Source organism: Flagellimonas beolgyonensis (genome assembly GCF_003992615.1).
Lineage (GTDB): Bacteria > Bacteroidota > Bacteroidia > Flavobacteriales > Flavobacteriaceae > Flagellimonas > Flagellimonas beolgyonensis.
Genome location: NZ_RZMY01000017.1, coordinates 134,440 through 153,575, shown reverse-complemented (window position 1 = coordinate 153,575; position 19,136 = coordinate 134,440). Strand labels below are relative to the sequence as shown.

Sequence of the window (19,136 nt, the reverse complement as noted above, 5' to 3'; positions counted from 1 at the left end):
TGAAAAATTGTGGAAAAAGTTATTTGATCGTTCAAAGCAATTTTTTGATCAAAATTTTATTCCACATATTAACATCCCATCACTATCATCATTTTTTAAATTTTAAGAAAGAAAGAAAAAGAATAATAATTATGATTGTTGATAAAGTGGTTGTACAAGTGATTACTTCTGTATTCCCTATGTGTCAAGAATTATAATTTGTACTTTTCAAAAAAATAAGGACGTTAATGTCAAAAAAGAATAAGAGGGCACGGAGTCAGCGGAAGAACGAGATTACCAAAGGTATCTTCACTGTATTGGAAAAAGAGCCTTCCAAGAGCTTCAATTATAAGCAGATAGCCTCAAAATTAGAGATTACAGACACCCAGGATAGAAATGAATTGATCAAGCGATTGGGACAACTAAAAGCCACCGATCGTATTGCGGAGGTGGAACGTGGCAAGTATCAAAAAAAGCCATCGTTGCACACCTATTTTACCGGAAGGGTAGATTTGACCAGCAGCGGAAATGCCTATGTGATCGTGGATGAGTTGGACGACGATATTTTTGTTCCGTTCAATAAATTGAACAGGGCCTTTCATGGTGATACCGTTGAGGTATTCCTAAAACCCAGACGAAAGGGAAAAAAAATGGAAGGGGAGATTTCCAATGTGTTGGAACGTAAAAAAATGTCCTATGTGGGCATTGTTGACAAGCAAAAACGTTTTGCCTTTATACGGCCTACCGACTCCAGAATGTATACTGATATTTTTGTGCCGCTCGAGAAGCTGAAAAAAGCAAATGATGGGGATAAGGTACTGGTCAGTTTGGGCGATTGGCCAGCTGATGCCGATTCTCCCTATGGTTCGGTGATTGAGGTTCTGGGCAAACCCGGGGAACATAACACCGAGATCCATGCCATTTTGGCCGAATATGGATTGCCCTACGAATTTCCGTACGAGGTGGAACAGTTTGCCAAAAAATTGGATACCTCTATCAAAGAATCGGAGATTGCGAAGCGTCGCGATATGCGTAATGTGCTCACTTTTACCATAGATCCCAAAGATGCGAAGGATTTTGATGATGCACTCTCCTTTCAAAAATTGGAAAACGGGAATTTTGAAATTGGGATCCATATTGCGGACGTATCACATTACGTGCAGCCCGATACCATTTTAGAAGATGAAGCCTATAATCGGGCCACATCGGTTTATCTGGTGGACCGTGTGGTACCCATGTTGCCCGAAGTGTTGTCCAACCAAGCCTGTTCGTTACGACCCAATGAAGAAAAATATACCTTTTCGGCTGTTTTTGAACTGGATGAAAAAGCGAATGTAATCAACCAATGGTTTGGCCGAACGGCCATTAATTCCAATGAACGGTTTGCCTACGAAGAAGCCCAACACATAATTGAAACCCAAGAGGCGACTATTCCCAAGGAAATTTCAATTCGGGGTAATGCCTATTCGGTTTCCAATGAAGTTGTGGAAGCTGTGCTCACTTTTGATCGATTGGCCAAGATCATGCGAAAGGCACGTATGGATGCCGGTGCTATTTCCTTTGATAAAATTGAGGTAAAATTTCATCTTTCTGAAAACAATGAACCCGTTGGAGTGTTTTTCAAGGAGGCCAAAGAGGCCAATAAGTTGATTGAGGAATTTATGTTGTTGGCGAACCGGAAGGTGGCCGAATTTATCGGTAAACAGAAAAAGACATTTGTATATCGCATACACGATAGCCCCGATGAGGATAAATTAATGGCCTTGAATGGAGTTATTTCCCGGTTTGGACATAGTATAGACCTAAAGGATAGAAAGAGCATCAATCGTTCGCTAAACAAGTTGTTGGAGGATGTAAAAGGCAAGAAAGAACAGAATTTGGTGGATACCTTGGCCATTCGTAGTATGAGCAAAGCAGTGTACACTACCGAAAATATTGGGCACTATGGATTGGGATTTGAGTATTATACACATTTTACCTCTCCAATTCGAAGGTACCCCGATGTAATGGTCCATCGATTGTTACAACACTACTTGGATGGGGACAAACAGCCCAAAGCTGCCTTGTATGAAGAGAAATGCAAACATTCGTCCAATATGGAACAATTGGCGGCCAATGCGGAACGTGACTCCATCAAGTATATGCAGATCAAGTTTATGGAGGATCACAAAGATCAGGAGTTTTTGGGTGTTATTTCCGGAGTGACCGAATGGGGCATTTATGTGGAAATCATTGAAAACAAATGTGAGGGTATGGTCCGTATACGAGATATCAAGGACGATTACTATAATTTCGATGAGCGCCAATATGCCATTGTGGGAGAACGTACCAAGCGGATGTACCAATTGGGTGATGAGGTGTATGTGATGGTAAAAAGTAGCGATTTGATCAAGCGCCATCTCGACTTTTCGTTGATCGGTAAAAAGGAGTAATGTAATTTTGGAATAAAATTTGTTATTTTATTGATAACCAAATTTTTATAACATGAAACCAATTACGTTTGTGTTTTTGTTCCTATCGCTGCAACTCATTGGAGCACAGGAGACAACCGTAACCAAAAACCTACAAAAGTTCACCGAAGTCAAGGGTTTTGATGGTCTTTCCATCAACCTGATCCGCGGTAAGAAGAACAAAGCTGTGATCACAGGTGCCAATACCGATAAGGTGGCCATTGTCAATAATGATGGCGTATTGAAAATCCGAATGGAAATCAATAAAATTTTTAGTGGCTACCGAACCTATGTTGATCTCTACCATACCGAAGAATTGGTAGTGATCGATGTGAATGAGGATGCACGTATTACCTCGGATGAAACCTATGTACAGGATGTGCTCGAACTGAAGGCCCAAGAAGGCGGTGATCTGGAAATAAACTGTCAAGTGGACCAGTTATTGATCAAGGCAGTTTCGGGAGGAGAAATCTTTGCTGGTGGATTCAGTAACAACCAAGATGTGATCATTAACACCGGTGGGCACTACAATGGACGCACCTTTAAGACCAAGTTTACTACCATAAGTGTAAATGCCGGCGGGAATGCCGAAATTTATGCAACCGACTATGTAAAAGCCAATGTTAAGGCCGGAGGTGAAGTATTGGTATACGGAGATCCAAAAAAAATGGATGAACAAACCTTGTTCGGTGGAAAAATAAAGAGAGTGAATTAAACGATGATTGAAGATATACAAGCTGCCATACCCCTGGGATTTTTATTGAGCTTTATGATCGGCCCCGTTTTCTTTGTTTTGCTGGAAACAAGTGCCACCAAAGGTTTTAGGGCGGGAGTAAGTTTGGATATAGGAGTCATCTTTGCTGATCTTGTTTTTCTGTTGATTGCCTATTTCAGTAGTTATCAATTGTTGGAAAATTTGAGCAATCAGCCTGGACTTTTTGTTTTTGGTGGTATGATTCTTCTGGTTTATGGCATTGTGCTTTTTGTAAAAAAACCAAAAAAGAAAACCCATCTACAAGCTACAAAAGGAAATTACCTGGGACTTTTTGTAAAAGGATTTTTGTTGAATTTCATCAATATTGGCGTTTTGGCCTTTTGGTTGGGCCTGATCATTGTAGTTGGTCCCAGTTTGGATAATAGTCCCGATCGCATGATTGTGTTTTTTGGAACGGTGCTATTGGTATATTTTGGTACCGATCTGCTTAAAATTCTTTTGGCCAAACAATTGAAGCGCTACCTCACCCAAGAACGTATTGTATTGATTAAAAAAGGGCTGGGCATTGTATTGGTTATTTGTGGTATTGTATTGATTGTCAAAGGTTTTATTCCCAAAGATAAGTTCGATATCCAAGATGAAATCGAAAAAATAGAAAAGCTGTAAAGCAAAAAACCCAGCACTTTGTACTGGGTTTTGAGGCATCGAGCGGATTCGAACCGCTGTACAAGCTTTTGCAGAGCTCTGCCTAGCCACTCGGCCACGATGCCATTTCGGTTGGCAAAGCTATAAATATTTTATGAATTTTTTAGATTGGATCTTATCTAAAAAAATAAATGTGCTTTAATAAAAAGCCTAAATTTGAGGCATCGGGTGGACTCGAACCACCATAAAAATCCTTGCGGGACTTTGTCTATCCAATTCGACCACAATGCCATTTTACTATAAACAAAAGTAAAAAATCTTTACCGTGAACTGTTTTTAGCATGGAGCGGTTTATCGAGTATATCGGAGATTCACCGAAACGCTCTCCACATCCCCGCCAATAGGTGGGTTTATTTTTGCCACTTCCACATCTATTTCGGTAACTTCATTGATTTCTAGTAGAATACGGTCAATAATTCTTTTGGCAACGTGTTCCAAGAGATTGGATCGTATAGCCATCTCCTCTTTCACAATATTGTTCAAATGAACGTAATCGACAGTTTCGCTTAATTTGTCTGAAACAGCTGGCTGGGAAAGGTCGGCCGAAATTTCAAGATCTACTCGGTAATCGCTACCAATGAGCATTTCTTCCTGTAAGCAGCCATGGTTGGAATGTATCCTAATGTTTTTGAGCCTAATTTTTCCCACTTCACAATTGATTAAGAAGTGCAAAAATACGTCAAATCATAGGAAATTAATACATACACCTACAGTTGCTGATTCCTTGGAAAAGGTCCATTCCTACGGTTACCACATGGGTACCCATACTATAGCCCAAAATTTCATTGGTAATCACTTGGTAGGAGTATCCGAAATAGAAATTACTTTTCTTAAACCCGGCAATAGGGGCAATGTATAAAGGCTCACCCAACTGATCGTTCAAAAAGCGATAGGTAAGACCCACATAATAGTAATCCTCAAAATCGTGGAAACGGAATTTGGCATTCAAATCAGTTACCGAACGACCGTCACTTTCGAACCACTGGAAGAAAACGGAAGGCTCAATTTCCAGTTTGCTGTTCTTATTTTTGGAAATACTGTATCCGGAATAGATGTAGTAGTTACGAAGCTTGTTCGGTTCTATCTGAATTTGGTCGGTACTGAAGTTGGACAGGTCCTTGTTCAGCACGTTGGCCGCATTCAAACTGAAATAGAATTTATTATACCGGTAAAGTACGCCCAAATCAAAATTGTGATTGGTAGTAGCCTTGTCATCTGTTGGTAATTGACCATTGTTGGCTTGAAACTCTTCCACATCCACCCTAAACTGGTTAAAGTTGTAGGATATTCCAAAAGAAAGGAAAATATCATCGTATCGATCCAAGGTCAAATGGTGGGCAAAGGATACTCTCGCACCCCGTTGCCTTGTATATCCGTTACTATCGTTGTACAATAGCATACCTACTCCCGATCGGTTTCCTATTCGGGCATCGGCGGCCAAGGTTTGGGTATCCGGCGCATCTTCAATGCCTACCCATTGGGTTAGTCCGTTCAACCGAACTTTGATATGGTCCCCGATCCCTGCATAGGTCGGGGACATCAAAAATGGGTTATCGGCAATGTATTGTGATAATTGTGGTATGGTCAACTCCTGCCCATTCGCACAAAGTGCCAAAGCAAACAATAGGATCGTTGAATATACTTTTTTGAACATGGGGCTTGCAGGTTAAGTATTATTGTCGATAAAGTGTAAAGTGTCCCACAAATTCTCTGTCGTCCAGTTCGCCGTTCAAGCGGACCACGTACCAGTAATCTCCCGTTGGCAATGGTTTTCCATCATAGTTGCCATCCCAACCTTGGGTGTCGCGGGTCATCTCTTCCACTACTCTACCATAACGATCATAAATCTTAATTAGTACTTCTGGGAAGCCTTCAATGTTATTCGGAATCCACGTATCGTTAAGTCCATCTCCATCAGGCGTGAAGAAGTTCGGGAACTCAATATCGATGAACTCCATGAATATCTCCGCCGTGGCCTCACAACCGTTCTGATCGATCACAGTTACCGTGTAGGTATCCGTTCTGTTGATATAGAACGTATTGTCGGTTCCGTTATTGAAATCATTGAAATAGAAGGTATACGGTTCCACTCCACCTTCGGCCACGGCCGTAATCTGGTTGATATTGTTGTTTTCCAATACCAAGGTCAATGGTTCATAACCTTCAATAGTGAAATCATACGTGGTCATACATCCATTGGCATGTGCTATGGTCAAGTAATGATCACCCGGTGCTATGTTCATAAAGTCAGCAGTAAGTTGCATATCTGCTGGATCGGTAGAATCCAAGGCATACAATACATCTGCTGTTACAGAATCGTTTTCAAAAACAATTTCCAAATAGTTGTTAGGAATATTACCGGTACACTCATAAATCGGGGTAACGGTAGCAGCCAAGTTTACACCGGGCTCAATTTCCACAAACACATTGGTTTCACAACCTTGGGCATCCCTTACGAATACCACATGGGTTCCTGCAGCCAAGTTTTGGAACAAGATCTGGTCTTGTACAAAATCGGCATCTGCATTGGAGTTCAGGGCAGTTTCATAAGGAGCGGTACCTCCGGTTATCTGCAATTCGAAGGAACCATCGGCACTGTTGTAACATACTTCGTGCATAATGTTCACCGCTTCGGCCTGAATTGGTTCTGGTTGTGTGATTTCAAATTGGAACGTGATGAAACATCCATTCACATCTTGAGCAATAACATCGTAAATGCCAGGAGCCAAATCGGTAAAGGTATTCTCCGTATCAAATTGATCAAGGTTGGGTGAAATAGCATATAGAATTTCACCGGTACCTCCGGAAACCTCAACCGTGATTGTACCATCATTTTCACCGGCACAGGTTACATTGGTGAATTCTTCACGATCTACCTGCAATGGAGCTGGGTCCACAATCAAGATTTCTGGGGATACTTCCACACAATCCTCACTGGTCACCCGTACATAATAGCTACCGGCCGGCAACATATTAAACGTGCCACTGGCTTGTGGTCCTGCCCATAAATTGGTCAAGACCGCATCAGTGAACAGTTCGTAGCTATAATTACCCAAACCTCCCGTGGCCTGTGCAATAATGGTAGCAGATGCCTCACCGGTACAGTTGATATACGCCGCAGTATCGTCAATGTTCAACGTCAATGGTGGAACAGGGTCGATGCTTACTTGGTTGGAGATATCTGCCTCACAACCATTGGTGTCCCGCACATAGAATTGATATACTCCAGCAGGTACAGTGAGCGTAACCGTATTTCCGGCCATTGCTGTAAAAGTGATATTATCGCTACTGTACTCATAGGAACCATTTCCACCGGATGCAGTTAAACGAATCTCGGCCATGTCATTACAGGTAAGCTCGCTTACTTGTACCAATGATGACGTTACTTCTGTTGGTTCGTTGATGGTCACTTGTGGTGTTTCCATGCCACAGTTCCATCCATCGGAAACGGTGATACTGTAAATTCCAGCTCCCAATCCAGTGAAGGTTGGATTCCCTTGCTCACCAGAAGTGAACACAATGTTGGTTCCGGTTGCGTCGTAATAATTCAATTGGTATTGATAAACGCCTTCACCACCAGACACATTGTAGGCCCATACCGATGCACTGTTGTCACCATAACAATCCAAATCTATTGGAGCGGCGTCAATTTGAGCGGTAATTGGCAATGGCTCAACCAGGGTCACTGAATTGTCCACAATTTCGCATCCTTGGTCATCGGTCACCCGTACTTCGTATGAACCTGCAGACAGACCTGTGAAGACATAACTAGTTACATCATTCATGGTGTAAACTTGGCCGGTTGTAGTGTTGGTCAACACCATATCGTAAGGTGCATATCCACCAGTTGGTGCTACCAATATCTCACCTTGGTCATTGGTACAGGTAACATCGGCCACCTGTTGTGGTGTCACCGCCAATGGACTGCTTGGGGAAATAATGGTTATGGTATTAGAATCCTCAATACAGAACGGACTTCCTGTTTCGGTTACACGAACAAAGTAATTACCACCAACTAGCAAGGACGATGGATCAGGTATCATAAATGGATTCGTGCTTGTATTTCCACTACCTGTTAATATGGATGTACCATCGGTTCGGAACACTTCGTAATCGTATGCACCGGTGTAACCCGTTACATTGATTTCCAAAGAACCAGCATCGTCAAAACATACCGCAGGATCAATGGCAGTGGCCACTACATCTATGGTATCGTATGGTGCAATCGTATGTGTAGCTTCTACAAAACACCCTGTAGTAGTATTGGTTGCCCTGAAGGTATACGTGCCAGGAGCAGTCAAGTCGAACGTTGCGGTAGTCGCTGTAGAACCTGTCATGGTGCCTTGGGTGTTTCCAGTAGGCAACAATTCAAAAGTATAGGTGTCACCGCCAAAGGTTTCGGTTACCGTCAATGTTACCGTTTCTGGATTAACACAGGTGATGGCAACATCTTGTGCAACCGCCAAGGTGAACGTGTTCAATGGTTGAACATCAATACTACCTGGGAATTCACATCCGTTGGCATCCCTTACGATGTAGTTGATGGTCTGAACAGTACCATTGTCCACCACATTGAAGGTAGTACTGGAAGTGAATCCATTACCATTGAAGCTATACAGATAAGGAGCAGTACCTCCTGCTGGGGTAACCGTTACAACGGCCTCCACAATTGAATTGCTAGGGCTACAAGAGAAATCAGTGGACACAGCTGTTGCGGTCAACGGCGTAGGTTCGTTCACGGTTGCATCAAAAGTATCCTCACAAGCTCTGGATGAAATCACCCTTACACGGTAATCACCGGCAGGTAAATTATCGAACACAGGACTTGATTGTGCGAATCGGTACGGATTCACCAAATCGGACATTTGATACAATTCGTAGGTGTACAATGGGTCTACATTTGTTGCAGGATCCAAAACCACGGTCAAACTACCATCGGAACCACCATTACAGCTAACATCTTGTACGATAACATCGTCGATCACCGGATCAACCTTGTCGTCCAATTCTTGTGTTACCACATAAGTACAAGGTGTAGCGGTATCATTATCTGTTACAGTGAACGTATACACACCGGGCTGAGTCAGTCCAGTAAACACACCGGTACCGTTGCTAGCCGTGGTAATTCCATCAGGATAGACCACATCAAAGGTCAAGTTGGATGAACCACCCGTAACATTCACGGTAATTTGTCCACCTGGATCCACGTTACAATCGATGGGTTTCACCACAGTGGTATTGGCCGTCATGGCATTGGTCAATACAACTGGGCCAATTGTGGTTGTACAAGACCATTGGTCTGCAATCAATACTTCATAGGAACCGGCACCCAATCCAGAGAATATCGGACTGGTCTGTGGCGAACCAACATTGGAACCGTTTCGGATCAATTGATACGTATAGTTGCTACCTTGACCACCAGTCGTTCCAACCACTTCAATTTCACCCTGTAGATCGGTACAGTTTTCCTGATTGATCTGAAGGGTAGCGGTAATTGGAAGCGGATCGGCAAGAACCACGGTATCCACCAATTGCTCACAACCACTGGCATCAATTACCCATGCTTCATAGGTGCCAACAGAAAGTCCACTAAAAGTTGGACTGGCCACATAATCACCGGGTCCAGTTGGAGCCGAGGTGCCCACATAGTAGGAATAACCTCCCCATCCACCAGTTACATTGGTAATTTGGATCACTCCATCATTTCCGATACACGTGATGTCGGTTACCACTGTAGCACCAACAATAGGGGCACTTGGTCCGGCAATGTTAAATGAAGTGCTGTACAGACAGTCAGACCCTGGAGGGTTGGTGTCGACAACTTCAATATTGTAGCTTCCGGCCGCCAGACCTGTGATGGTAAAGCTTCCATCGGTATCAGAACCTGTGGTCAACACATCATCAGCTAGGTTGCCGGGTGTATTGTTAATATCATAGTATAGGGTATAGCTGATTGCACTTGGGTAGGTAACGCTTGTAGCATCTACCAAGTTCAATTCCACGGCACCATTGGTATCACCATAACAGGTTATATCGGTGGTACTGACCACCAATAGATCCAATACCTGTGGGTCGGCCACCTCATGGGAAACCGTAATCACACAGCCCGTGATAGTATTTCTAACTTCGAAGAAATGTATGCCCACTCCCAATCCGGTGAAGCTACCAGAAGCCTGGAAGGTACCAGATGGCAATTCCCTGAACTCATAGTTGGCTGGGTCGGTAACAGATGTTGTAATTGATCCTATGGCCGTGATTGTGATATCTTCACCAGTGGTACAAGTAGCCACGGCATCGACCGCAACGGTTGCTGAATCCAAGCTATCAAATGGGGAAATAACGGCTGTAGTTGATCCCAAACAACCATTACTGTCGTATACATTGATTATATAGCTTCCGCCATTGATGTCGGTTTCAAGATAGGTATTGTTGGATCCAGATTGAACCACAACATCGTCCCCTGTGGCAACGGTACCTTGATCGTTGATGAACTCATAGATTACGTAGTTTCCACTACCACCGGTAATGGATGCTGCGTCTACGGTTATACTCGCATTATCGGTATTGTTTCCAACAGAACAACCGAATTCTACCACGGTTGGTGCAGGAACAACAACGGCTGCGGGTTCGGCGATAACAATATCAAAGATATCCACGAAGCAGCTATTGGTGCCCACACCGCGAACGCTATAGGTTCCTGCAGGTAGGTTTTCAAAAGTGGTGCCGTTCAATACAGCACCTGCCGGCATTGGGGTAAGGGTATAGGTCAATGGAGCAATACCATTGTCCACTTCGTGCAAAGTAATGCTACCATCACTGCCACCAAAACAAGTAACATCCAAATGGGTTTCGGTAAACGAAGGCAGTGGCGCATCGGGCACATCAATGGTGATGGTCTCGAAACAGTTGGGAGGCGTGGTTCCCATATCAAATACAGTAACGCTGTAACTGCCAGCAGCAGCAGCGCCCGTCCAGGTAAATGGGTTGGATGGCAATACCGTTCTAGTTTGATCATTGGCGCCAGGACCATCGATGATAAATTCATAATTACCGGAACCGGAGATTACTTCAATTTCAATCTCGGCATTGGCTGCAGCACCAGGCTCACAATCCAAGGCCACTGTTTGTGTGGCGATGAACTCCAATGGAGGATAAATATCAATGGTTTGGGTATCGATACAACCATTCAAATCCCTAACGGCAACGGTTTGTCCGACTCCTGAGCTTAATCCAGAAATGGTATACTGGTTGCTGCCATCAAAGGTGAAGTTTTGGAATGCAGAGCCGTTGACACTGATTTGGAATGGCGACATGGCCAATGCAGGATTGTCCAGGGTAACCAAGATTTGGAAGGTTCCCTCGTTTACACATTCATCCACAATGGCTATAGAAATTTCCGGACTTGGATCTTCATCAACAGTAATTGGTCTTTGGAAAATACATCCATAGGCATCCATTACATATACCATGTAATCCCCAGCCTCTACATTGGCAAAAGTCGCACTTGTCCATCCAGCCGATGCGGCAGTTGGAGCGGGATCTGTGCTCAATAGGTATTGATAGGTATATGGAGCGGTTCCGTACCTTCCTGCAGCCGTGATTACACCTGCATTAGGATTACAGTTGTCGTTTTGTGGGCTCGCCACATCCAAATCCAAGGCGTTCACAGATTCGCGAATGGAGAATTCTCCACCATTCACGGAACAGCCGTTGTTTGGTCCTCCAATCTCGGTCAACAACAAATAGTATTCACCCGGAGGGAGTGTTGCAAAGTTGTTTACAGTTACCGAGGTAGGTAGGTTCACATTTGCGATTCCGCTAAACCCAGTGGATATGTTGGATTGTCTGTTGAAGATTTCGTACTGCACATCGGTAGCTCCCGCATTGAATCCTGTAAAGGTGAACGAAATATTTCCATCTGCTGAGCCTGTACAGCTAACGTTGTTCACAGCATCCAAAGTTGCCGTCATTGCAGATGGCGTGTTTATCGGTGCTGCCGCTTCTTCAAAATAGTAGCAATTTGTAGTCAGGTCGAACACCACAAAAGTGTAGGTAATACCTGGGGTAAGCCCAGTAAAGGTTGCGGTATCCCCACCCAACACATCAGGAGCTTGGTAGCTGCTGGAATAAGGTGCGGTATAGGATTCCAAAATGGCAAATTCATAGTTGCCACTACCTACGGTAGAGCTTACTGTAACAATGGCAGTACCACCAGCGGTACAATCCACAGTGGCGGTGCTTATGTCAATATCCAAATCGTCTGGCGGAGAAGCAATGATCTCTGTGGTATACGAAGCACAGCCATTGGCATCGATCACATCAATTTGATAGATACCGAACTCCAATACGGTAAAGGTATGATCCCGTGCACCTGAAGTAGTAGTATAGGTTTGTGGAGCAATACCGTTGTTTGCCGTCAAAACATAGGTGTACTCTGCTGTACCACCGGTTACTCCAGAAATGGTGATGGAGCCAGGGTTGGTAACACCGGTTCCAGCATCACAAGTTATTGGAACATCGGTAGTTGTATAGGTAATAGGCGACGGTTCTGATATTACAACCGGGAACGGAGCTGAGGTACATCCTTTGGAATCGGTTACAGTAACCTCATAGCTGCCCGCGGGCAATCCTGTGGTTTGTGAACCATAATTGGTTGGACCACTGGTTTCCACCACATTGATGGTATATGGAGGCACACCGACAGAAGTGTCGATCACCACATTCAATGCGCCAGTGCTTTCACCGTTACAAAGTATGTCCGTTGGAGTAACGCTGCTGATCACTGGTGTGGTAGCAGGTGTAATCACGAGGCTGTTGGTGGTTACCGAACAGGCCACAGGAGCAGTTGTATCGGTTACACGGAACATATAGGTTCCATCTGTATTGGTGTTGAACACATTGCCGGTAAAGCCGGTTGAGTTGTAGGTTACACCCCCATCGTTGGACCACTCGTATGTATACGAACCTGAACCGCCAGATGCGGTAATGGTGATGGTAGCATCAGCCAAACAGGTCAAATCATTATTAAGGAACGCAGATGCCGTCAATTGTGGAGCAATGGTCACGGACTGTTGTACACCAGTACAACCAAATTCGTCTCGAACATCGATGGTATAGGTACCTGAAGTAAGGTTGTTGAACGTATATGTGGTTGCTGTTGAAGGGGTTGGAGTCATCCAAGCACCTCCGTTCAAACTGAACTGATAATTGCCATTTCCACTGGTCACGTCCACTTGAATGGAACCGTCATTGTTACCACTATAACAGGCCGTTGGCGTAGAAGTGAATACAATGTTGGCAGGAGGATCAACAGTCAATACTGTTGTAAAATCTTCACAAAGATTAAGATCTCTTGCCCTTACCACATAATCCCCTGCGGCCAATCCCGTAAATATGTTCGAAGATTGGTAGGCAACCAAAATTCCGCCTACGCCATCTTCCAATTGATATTGATAGGTTGGAGTTCCACCAGTTGCCGCAGCAGTAATGGTGGCACCTCCATTGGTACAGGTCAAAATGGTGGTGATGGAGGCTGTAACATCTACAGGGCTAGGCTCTGTCAATGTTTGATTGAGTATTACGGAACACGCAGGATCCCTCAAGTCAACAATGGTAATGGTGTGGTTGCCCGCAGCCAATCCATTTACTGTGATCGGGCTGGCGAATTGGGCTGGCGAAACAGCTCCACCATCCACTTGATAGGTAAATCCGGTTCCTGGCTCAAAATTTTCCACTTCGAAGGTAATGGAACCATCTGCAGCACTGTTACAGGTCAGGTTGGAAAATGCTGTAACCACTCCATCAAACGCATAACCGCTATCAATGGTAACCGCTGTTTGTGTGGTACATCCACTTCCGTAATCAACCTCGATGGTATGGGTTCCGGGCGCCACATTGCTAAATACATTGCTGGCTTGCGGAACGCCTCCATTCAAACTATAGGTGTAGGAAGGGTCAGAAGGAAGTACAGTAATTTCACCGGTCCCATCACAATTATAGACCACAGCAGTGGTGAGGGTGGGTTCTACAGGTAGCGGAGGAATGATAACATCTGGCAAAGTGATGAAACAATCGATTTGATTGGCATCCCGTACACGGATGGAATACGTACCATCCATCAATCCTGTAAAGATAGTGCCGCCCGTTGTGGCAGCAGTCCATGCGCCACCGTTAATGCTGTATTGATAAGAACCAGAACCTCCGGAAGTAGGAGTTACACTACCGACAGTAATTTGACCTAACTGAAGACAGGTATAGTCTTGGGTAATCAGGGCCTCAGCTACGATTGGATCAGGCTCGGTTATGGTCACTTGAACGGTTTCGACACAGTTGTTTGCATCTCTGATTGCCACATCATAAGTGCCCGCAACAAGATTCACAAACGTGTTGGAAACCTGAAAGGTAACCCCATTGTCAATGCTGTACATGTAGGGCGCTTCACCTCCGGAAGCGGCCAAAACAATGCTACCATCGGAACCGCCATTGCAGCTTACATTAGTAACAGTAGGTGTTATGGCCAATGGGGGATCCTGAACAATTGTAAGGTTATACATGGCCTCACAATATCCAGCTGCGCCATTGTTGTCCCTTACGTAAACATCGTAATCACCTGCACCGGTAACCGTTACAGGATTTGTAGTGGCAAAGTCACCAGATGTAGGGGCCACTCCATCAGCAACCACGGCATACACATAGTTTCCATCGCCACCAGCAGCAGTAATGGTTACATCGGTATCGGTTGTACAGGCCGTAATGTTTGGTGCAGAAGCTACCACGCTTAATTCGGGATCAACGGTAATGGATGCAGAAGCAAAACAATCGTTGCCATCCCTTACCTGAATGGTATAGTCGCCAGGGCCCAAACCTGTAAACACATTACTGGCCACAAATGGACCTCCATTTAAGCTGTATTCAAAGTTGCCATCACCACCAGAAGTAACATTGGCGGTCAGGGTCAATCCCACGGCATCATCATAACAAATATCGTTTGGAACAATGCTCAAAATGGGAGCAATCGCTTCAAAAATATCGAAGGTGTCCGTGAACACGCAACCATTGGCATCGGTCACCGTATAGGTATAGGTGCCACCAAGGGTCAAGTTGCCAAACAATCCATTGGATTGTGGTGCCGGAAGCACATAACCGGCAGGTCCGGCTGTAATTTCATACGTATAACTTCCCCAACCCCCACTAGCGGTAATGTTGGCAGAACCTACAGCAATACACGTTGGTTGTGCTACCGTCACTGTTGTTGTAATAGCTGCCGGAGGCGCATTGATGGTCACATCGGCAGTATCGGTACAATTGGTAAAGTTATCGGTAACGGTAATAGTATAGGTTCCTTCGGCCAAACCAGTCAACGAAATAGTGCTGTTGGTTTGGGCACTTCCAGAGAAACTGGCGGGTCCGGTAACCGAATAATCATAATCTGTATTGAAATTGGAAACAGTGTATTGAATTTCACCATCACTAGCTCCAAAACAAGTAATATCACTTATCAATTGTCCAACGACAGAAATTTCGGTTACTGGAGCGATGGTGAACGATTCGTCATAGAAACACCCGTTGGCATCTGTTACTCGGAACATATAAGTGCCGGGAGTCAATCCGGTAAATGTAGCATTGTTGCCATTGTTCACTGCACTAGCAGCCGGGGCGATCAATTCATACACCAAACTTGGCGTGCCACCGGTTACGGCCAAGGTAACATCGGAAACAAATGTTGGACAAAGCGGGTTTGTAGCAGTGAATGCGATATCTGTTGGAGGATCTAACGGATCAATCGTCACCGAATTGGTAACAAACGTACATCCGTTGGCGTCCCTAATGGTAATGGAGTATGTTCCATCGGTTAAATTGGGGAACGTAGGTGAGGCACCAAAGGTTACCCCGTCAATACTGTATTCATAAGGAGCGGTTCCACCCGTTACGTTCTGCGCTTCAATAATACCATCTTGCAAACAGGTATAGTCTTGAACCAGAACAGCATCGCCTGCCAACGCATTGGTCGGGGCGGAGATGGTGTGGTATTCAAAATAATCACAGGACGCACTACCTTTTCTTTGGTTGATAGCAACCACATAATCCCCACTTGCCAAACCGGGGAAATTTCCGGAAGCGTTGGTGGCCAAGGCATCGGCATAATTGTAATTGTCCTCGTCAAACCCTGTAGCATCAAATAGGTAATACGTCAATTGATACCCATTGCTGTTTACAAGGTTAAACATAATGGTACCTGTTGCATCCCCAAAACACAAGACGTCAATGACCGAAGTTGCATTAAAATCAGCCGCTGGCCTGAACTCGATGGTTACAGTGTTTGAAATGTCGTGGCAGTTGTTTCGATCTACTACTACAAAGGTGTATTGTCCCGGGTCGTAGATGTCAAATATCTGACTGGTTTGATAAGCGGAAGCAGGAATATCATTAACGGAAGGATAAGAAATAACCGTGTTGCCCCCTTCATCGACATAAGACCAAATGGCATATACGTGAGGTGTTTTGCCTCCTGTGGACTCCATCAAAATATTACCTTCCTTACAAGTAATGTGTTGTGAAATACGTGCAGTTAACTCTAAATCGGAAAGGTCATTTATGGTTACTTGTTGGGTGTAGGCACAGCCATCATCTGTAGATACGGCAATGTCATAAACACCATCGCTCAAGTTTTCAAAAGTATAATTGTTGTCGGTTGATGGCCCGTATGTATCTACCACGGTGCCACCTTGTGAGACCTCATAGTAGTATTGGGCTTCTACGTTAAGCGCGGAAATGGAAATTTCTCCCAATCCGTTACAATCGGTGTCCCTGGAGGTTACTTGCACTTGGAAATCCCTTTCCAAAATACCAATGTTGTCCAAAACAAATACACAACCGTCGGTTACGCCTTGTTGTCTCATTTCAACCCTATATGCACCATTGTTGGCGATGTCGAAACTTGGGCTTGGACCATAAGGAACCAATACGTTGCCATTGGATTGGTCTACCAATTGGAATTCGTAGGTTAACGGCACATTGGTCACGGTAATGTTTCCAGGAGTATTACAAATAATGTCGCTGGAAGTATATTGGGGATCAAGCGGGTTTTTATAAATGTTGAAGTAGAACCTGCTGAAACATCCGTTTTGATAGTTGATCACCAAACGATATTGTCCTGAATTGGAGGCCAAGAAATCGTTCCCGGTGTCCACGGTATTCCAAGTACATGTTGGTGAAGTGTTGGCACATCCGTCTGTTGCGGCGGTACAACTTCCTTCGTCCAATTGTTGCCACTCAATACTTAAGGCATCGGGAATGTTCACTTGTACCAATTCGGTATCGTTAAGTCCGCACAAAAAGATCTCGGGAGTTTCACTACCATCGTTTGGGCATACAATAATGTCACCATCAATGGTGTTGGACGTATCGTTGATCAATGCTGTAATCGGGTTCGATTGAACAGAACCAAACAATTCTACAATAATGATTTCCATAAAATCTTTACATGGGTCGGCCACTTGCTTGTCAACAAGGTAGGTGCCCACTTCGGAAACCAAAATGGTGCTAGGGTCGTTGTCTGTATCGGCATCCGTGATTACCGTATCAACTCCAACGTCAATCTGTCCGTTACCGTTTTCATCACGGTACCAGATATAGTTGTCAAAGTTGTCACCGGCATCCAATAATACATTTTCACCGCAAAGCTGAACCGTTCTGCTGAAATTACAGGCGCTGAGGTCGTCCAACAAAAAGTTGGTGGCCCCAGGTGTTCCAAATCCACAGCCGTCAAAATCGGAGACACTGGGATCATCGGTAATCTGAGCCGTATTTATGGCCCCGGAATAGGTAGAATACGCTAAGTTTTGAATAATATCGGTACAGGCATCGACAAAGTCGAAACAGTTCTCGGCTACTTGTACACGCATACGGATGGTAGCAGCGGGGTCGTTTTCCTCAACAATGCTATCCGGAATCGTAAAGGTAATTGTTCGGGTTGCTTGATCGTATACATAGGTAACACCAGCTGGCATCGAAATACTGGATTCGTCCAAGGTCACATTTATGGGAAGTACGTCCCTGATGGTGTAGTTTACCGCATCGTCGTTACCCACATTTTCGAAAGTGAGTACATAATCCAGAAATTGACCAAGATGTACACCCTGACCCGTAATGTCATTACCACCGATATCCTCGACAGTTTTGGCGAGGTTCATCAGCGGTTCAATGATTTCGACGTCCAAGGAAGTGAAGAAAATATCGTATTTATCCTGAGTCGAAGATGCCCGTAATGTGGCACCCGTTTCATCATTGGGAATTATGGATTGGTTGGGGTTGGGAATGGTAAACAAGTCCACATCCCATCCCAGGGTATTGACACTATTTGGGTTTCTTGTGGTAACAATTGCCCCTTCGTTGGTAATATTACTGTTGAAGAAGTTGGTGGAAGGGTTGGCCGTGTTGGACAACGTTGTAAAGGTGGCATTGCTGTCTGCACGAAGTGACAGTTGATCGCCTGAAATTCTATTATCCCCCTCCAAAGCTGCAACACCCAACTTGGCATTTACAGGAAACGGAGCAGGAAGTGTGGTGAATCCGCTAAAAGGAATATCTACCGTTTCACCAGATTTGATGCCTGCATAACCATCAAAAGTGGTTATGTATTTACCGGGCAATGTTGGATTTTCATAAACCACAACCAAGGTCCAACCGCCAGAAATACCACCAGTAATTCCGCTTCCGGAACTGGCTCGAACATTGGCAACCGTGTACTCCCCATCAGGATTGGCCAAAGCCGAAACAATGGATGTAACATCCTTGTAACAAGCGTAAGGGCTATAGTTTCCGAAGTCTACATCATTGTATCCATCAAACAGGATTTCATCCGCGGTCAAATCAACATAGGAACCGCCCGGGACCCTGAACTTAACTTGGTTGAAATCACTTCGGTTACTGTCTCGATATACCGCAGACCAATACAGGCCCGCATAACGGATCAAGGAACAACTTGGGTCTGGAACAGCAAGGGTAGCACTACTTGAACTGAAAGTGCTGGGGTCCCCATCTATGTCGATGTACTGCATGTTCAGCCGGTCGTTGTATTCCGAGCTGCTTCCGGTTAAATTATAGGGGTCTTCCGGGTCTGTGGAACCAGAATCCCTGTTTACAATATTGTTGGCTATAAATGTAAGATCACCCTTGAGTCGATTTACATATCGGACATCAAAGTTATTCTTCACCTGTGCCATCCCAAAATGGGATAGCATAAGAAAACAGGTGACCATACACCATTTGAGTAGTGATTGTTTCAT

6 protein-coding genes and 2 tRNA genes are annotated in these 19,136 nt (G+C 44.5%); 3 read left to right on the top strand and 5 right to left on the bottom strand.

The window, feature by feature from the left end:
- The first annotated feature begins 227 nt into the window (after positions 1–227).
- Genes rnr through EO131_RS13870 form a run of 3 tightly spaced genes read left to right on the top strand, consistent with a single transcriptional unit; the run spans position 228 to position 3,810 of the window.
- Positions 228–2,411 carry a ribonuclease R gene (gene rnr, locus EO131_RS13880; RefSeq protein ID WP_127023399.1) on the top strand — a complete coding sequence of 728 codons (2,184 nt, stop codon included), beginning with the start codon at positions 228–230 and terminating at the stop codon, positions 2,409–2,411.
- Positions 2,412–2,463: 52 nt separating this feature from the next.
- The gene (locus EO131_RS13875; protein WP_127023396.1) at positions 2,464–3,144 is read left to right on the top strand and encodes a head GIN domain-containing protein; all 681 of its coding nucleotides are present in this window, start codon (positions 2,464–2,466) and stop codon (positions 3,142–3,144) included.
- Between the two features lie 3 nt (positions 3,145–3,147).
- Positions 3,148–3,810 carry a LysE family translocator gene (locus EO131_RS13870; RefSeq protein ID WP_127023393.1) on the top strand — a complete coding sequence of 221 codons (663 nt, stop codon included), beginning with the start codon at positions 3,148–3,150 and terminating at the stop codon, positions 3,808–3,810.
- A 33-nt stretch (positions 3,811–3,843) separates the two neighbouring features.
- On the opposite strand, the gene EO131_RS13865 is transcribed toward EO131_RS13870, so the two are convergent.
- The 5 genes from EO131_RS13865 to EO131_RS13850 all read right to left on the bottom strand — a co-directional run bounded on the left by EO131_RS13865 (position 3,844) and on the right by EO131_RS13850 (position 19,136).
- Positions 3,844–3,914, bottom strand: a tRNA-Cys gene (locus EO131_RS13865).
- 94 nt (positions 3,915–4,008) lie between these two features.
- A tRNA-Cys gene (locus EO131_RS17185) sits at positions 4,009–4,080 on the bottom strand.
- A 60-nt stretch (positions 4,081–4,140) separates the two neighbouring features.
- Positions 4,141–4,497, bottom strand: a complete 357-nt coding sequence (gene folB / locus EO131_RS13860) for a dihydroneopterin aldolase (RefSeq protein ID WP_127023390.1) — start codon at positions 4,495–4,497, stop codon at positions 4,141–4,143.
- 46 nt (positions 4,498–4,543) lie between these two features.
- On the bottom strand, positions 4,544–5,503 hold the full coding sequence (locus tag EO131_RS13855) for a PorP/SprF family type IX secretion system membrane protein (protein ID WP_127023387.1): 960 nt from the start codon (positions 5,501–5,503) through the stop codon (positions 4,544–4,546).
- Positions 5,504–5,522: 19 nt separating this feature from the next.
- The gene (locus tag EO131_RS13850) at positions 5,523–19,136 is read right to left on the bottom strand and encodes a T9SS type B sorting domain-containing protein (protein ID WP_127023384.1); all 13,614 of its coding nucleotides are present in this window, start codon (positions 19,134–19,136) and stop codon (positions 5,523–5,525) included.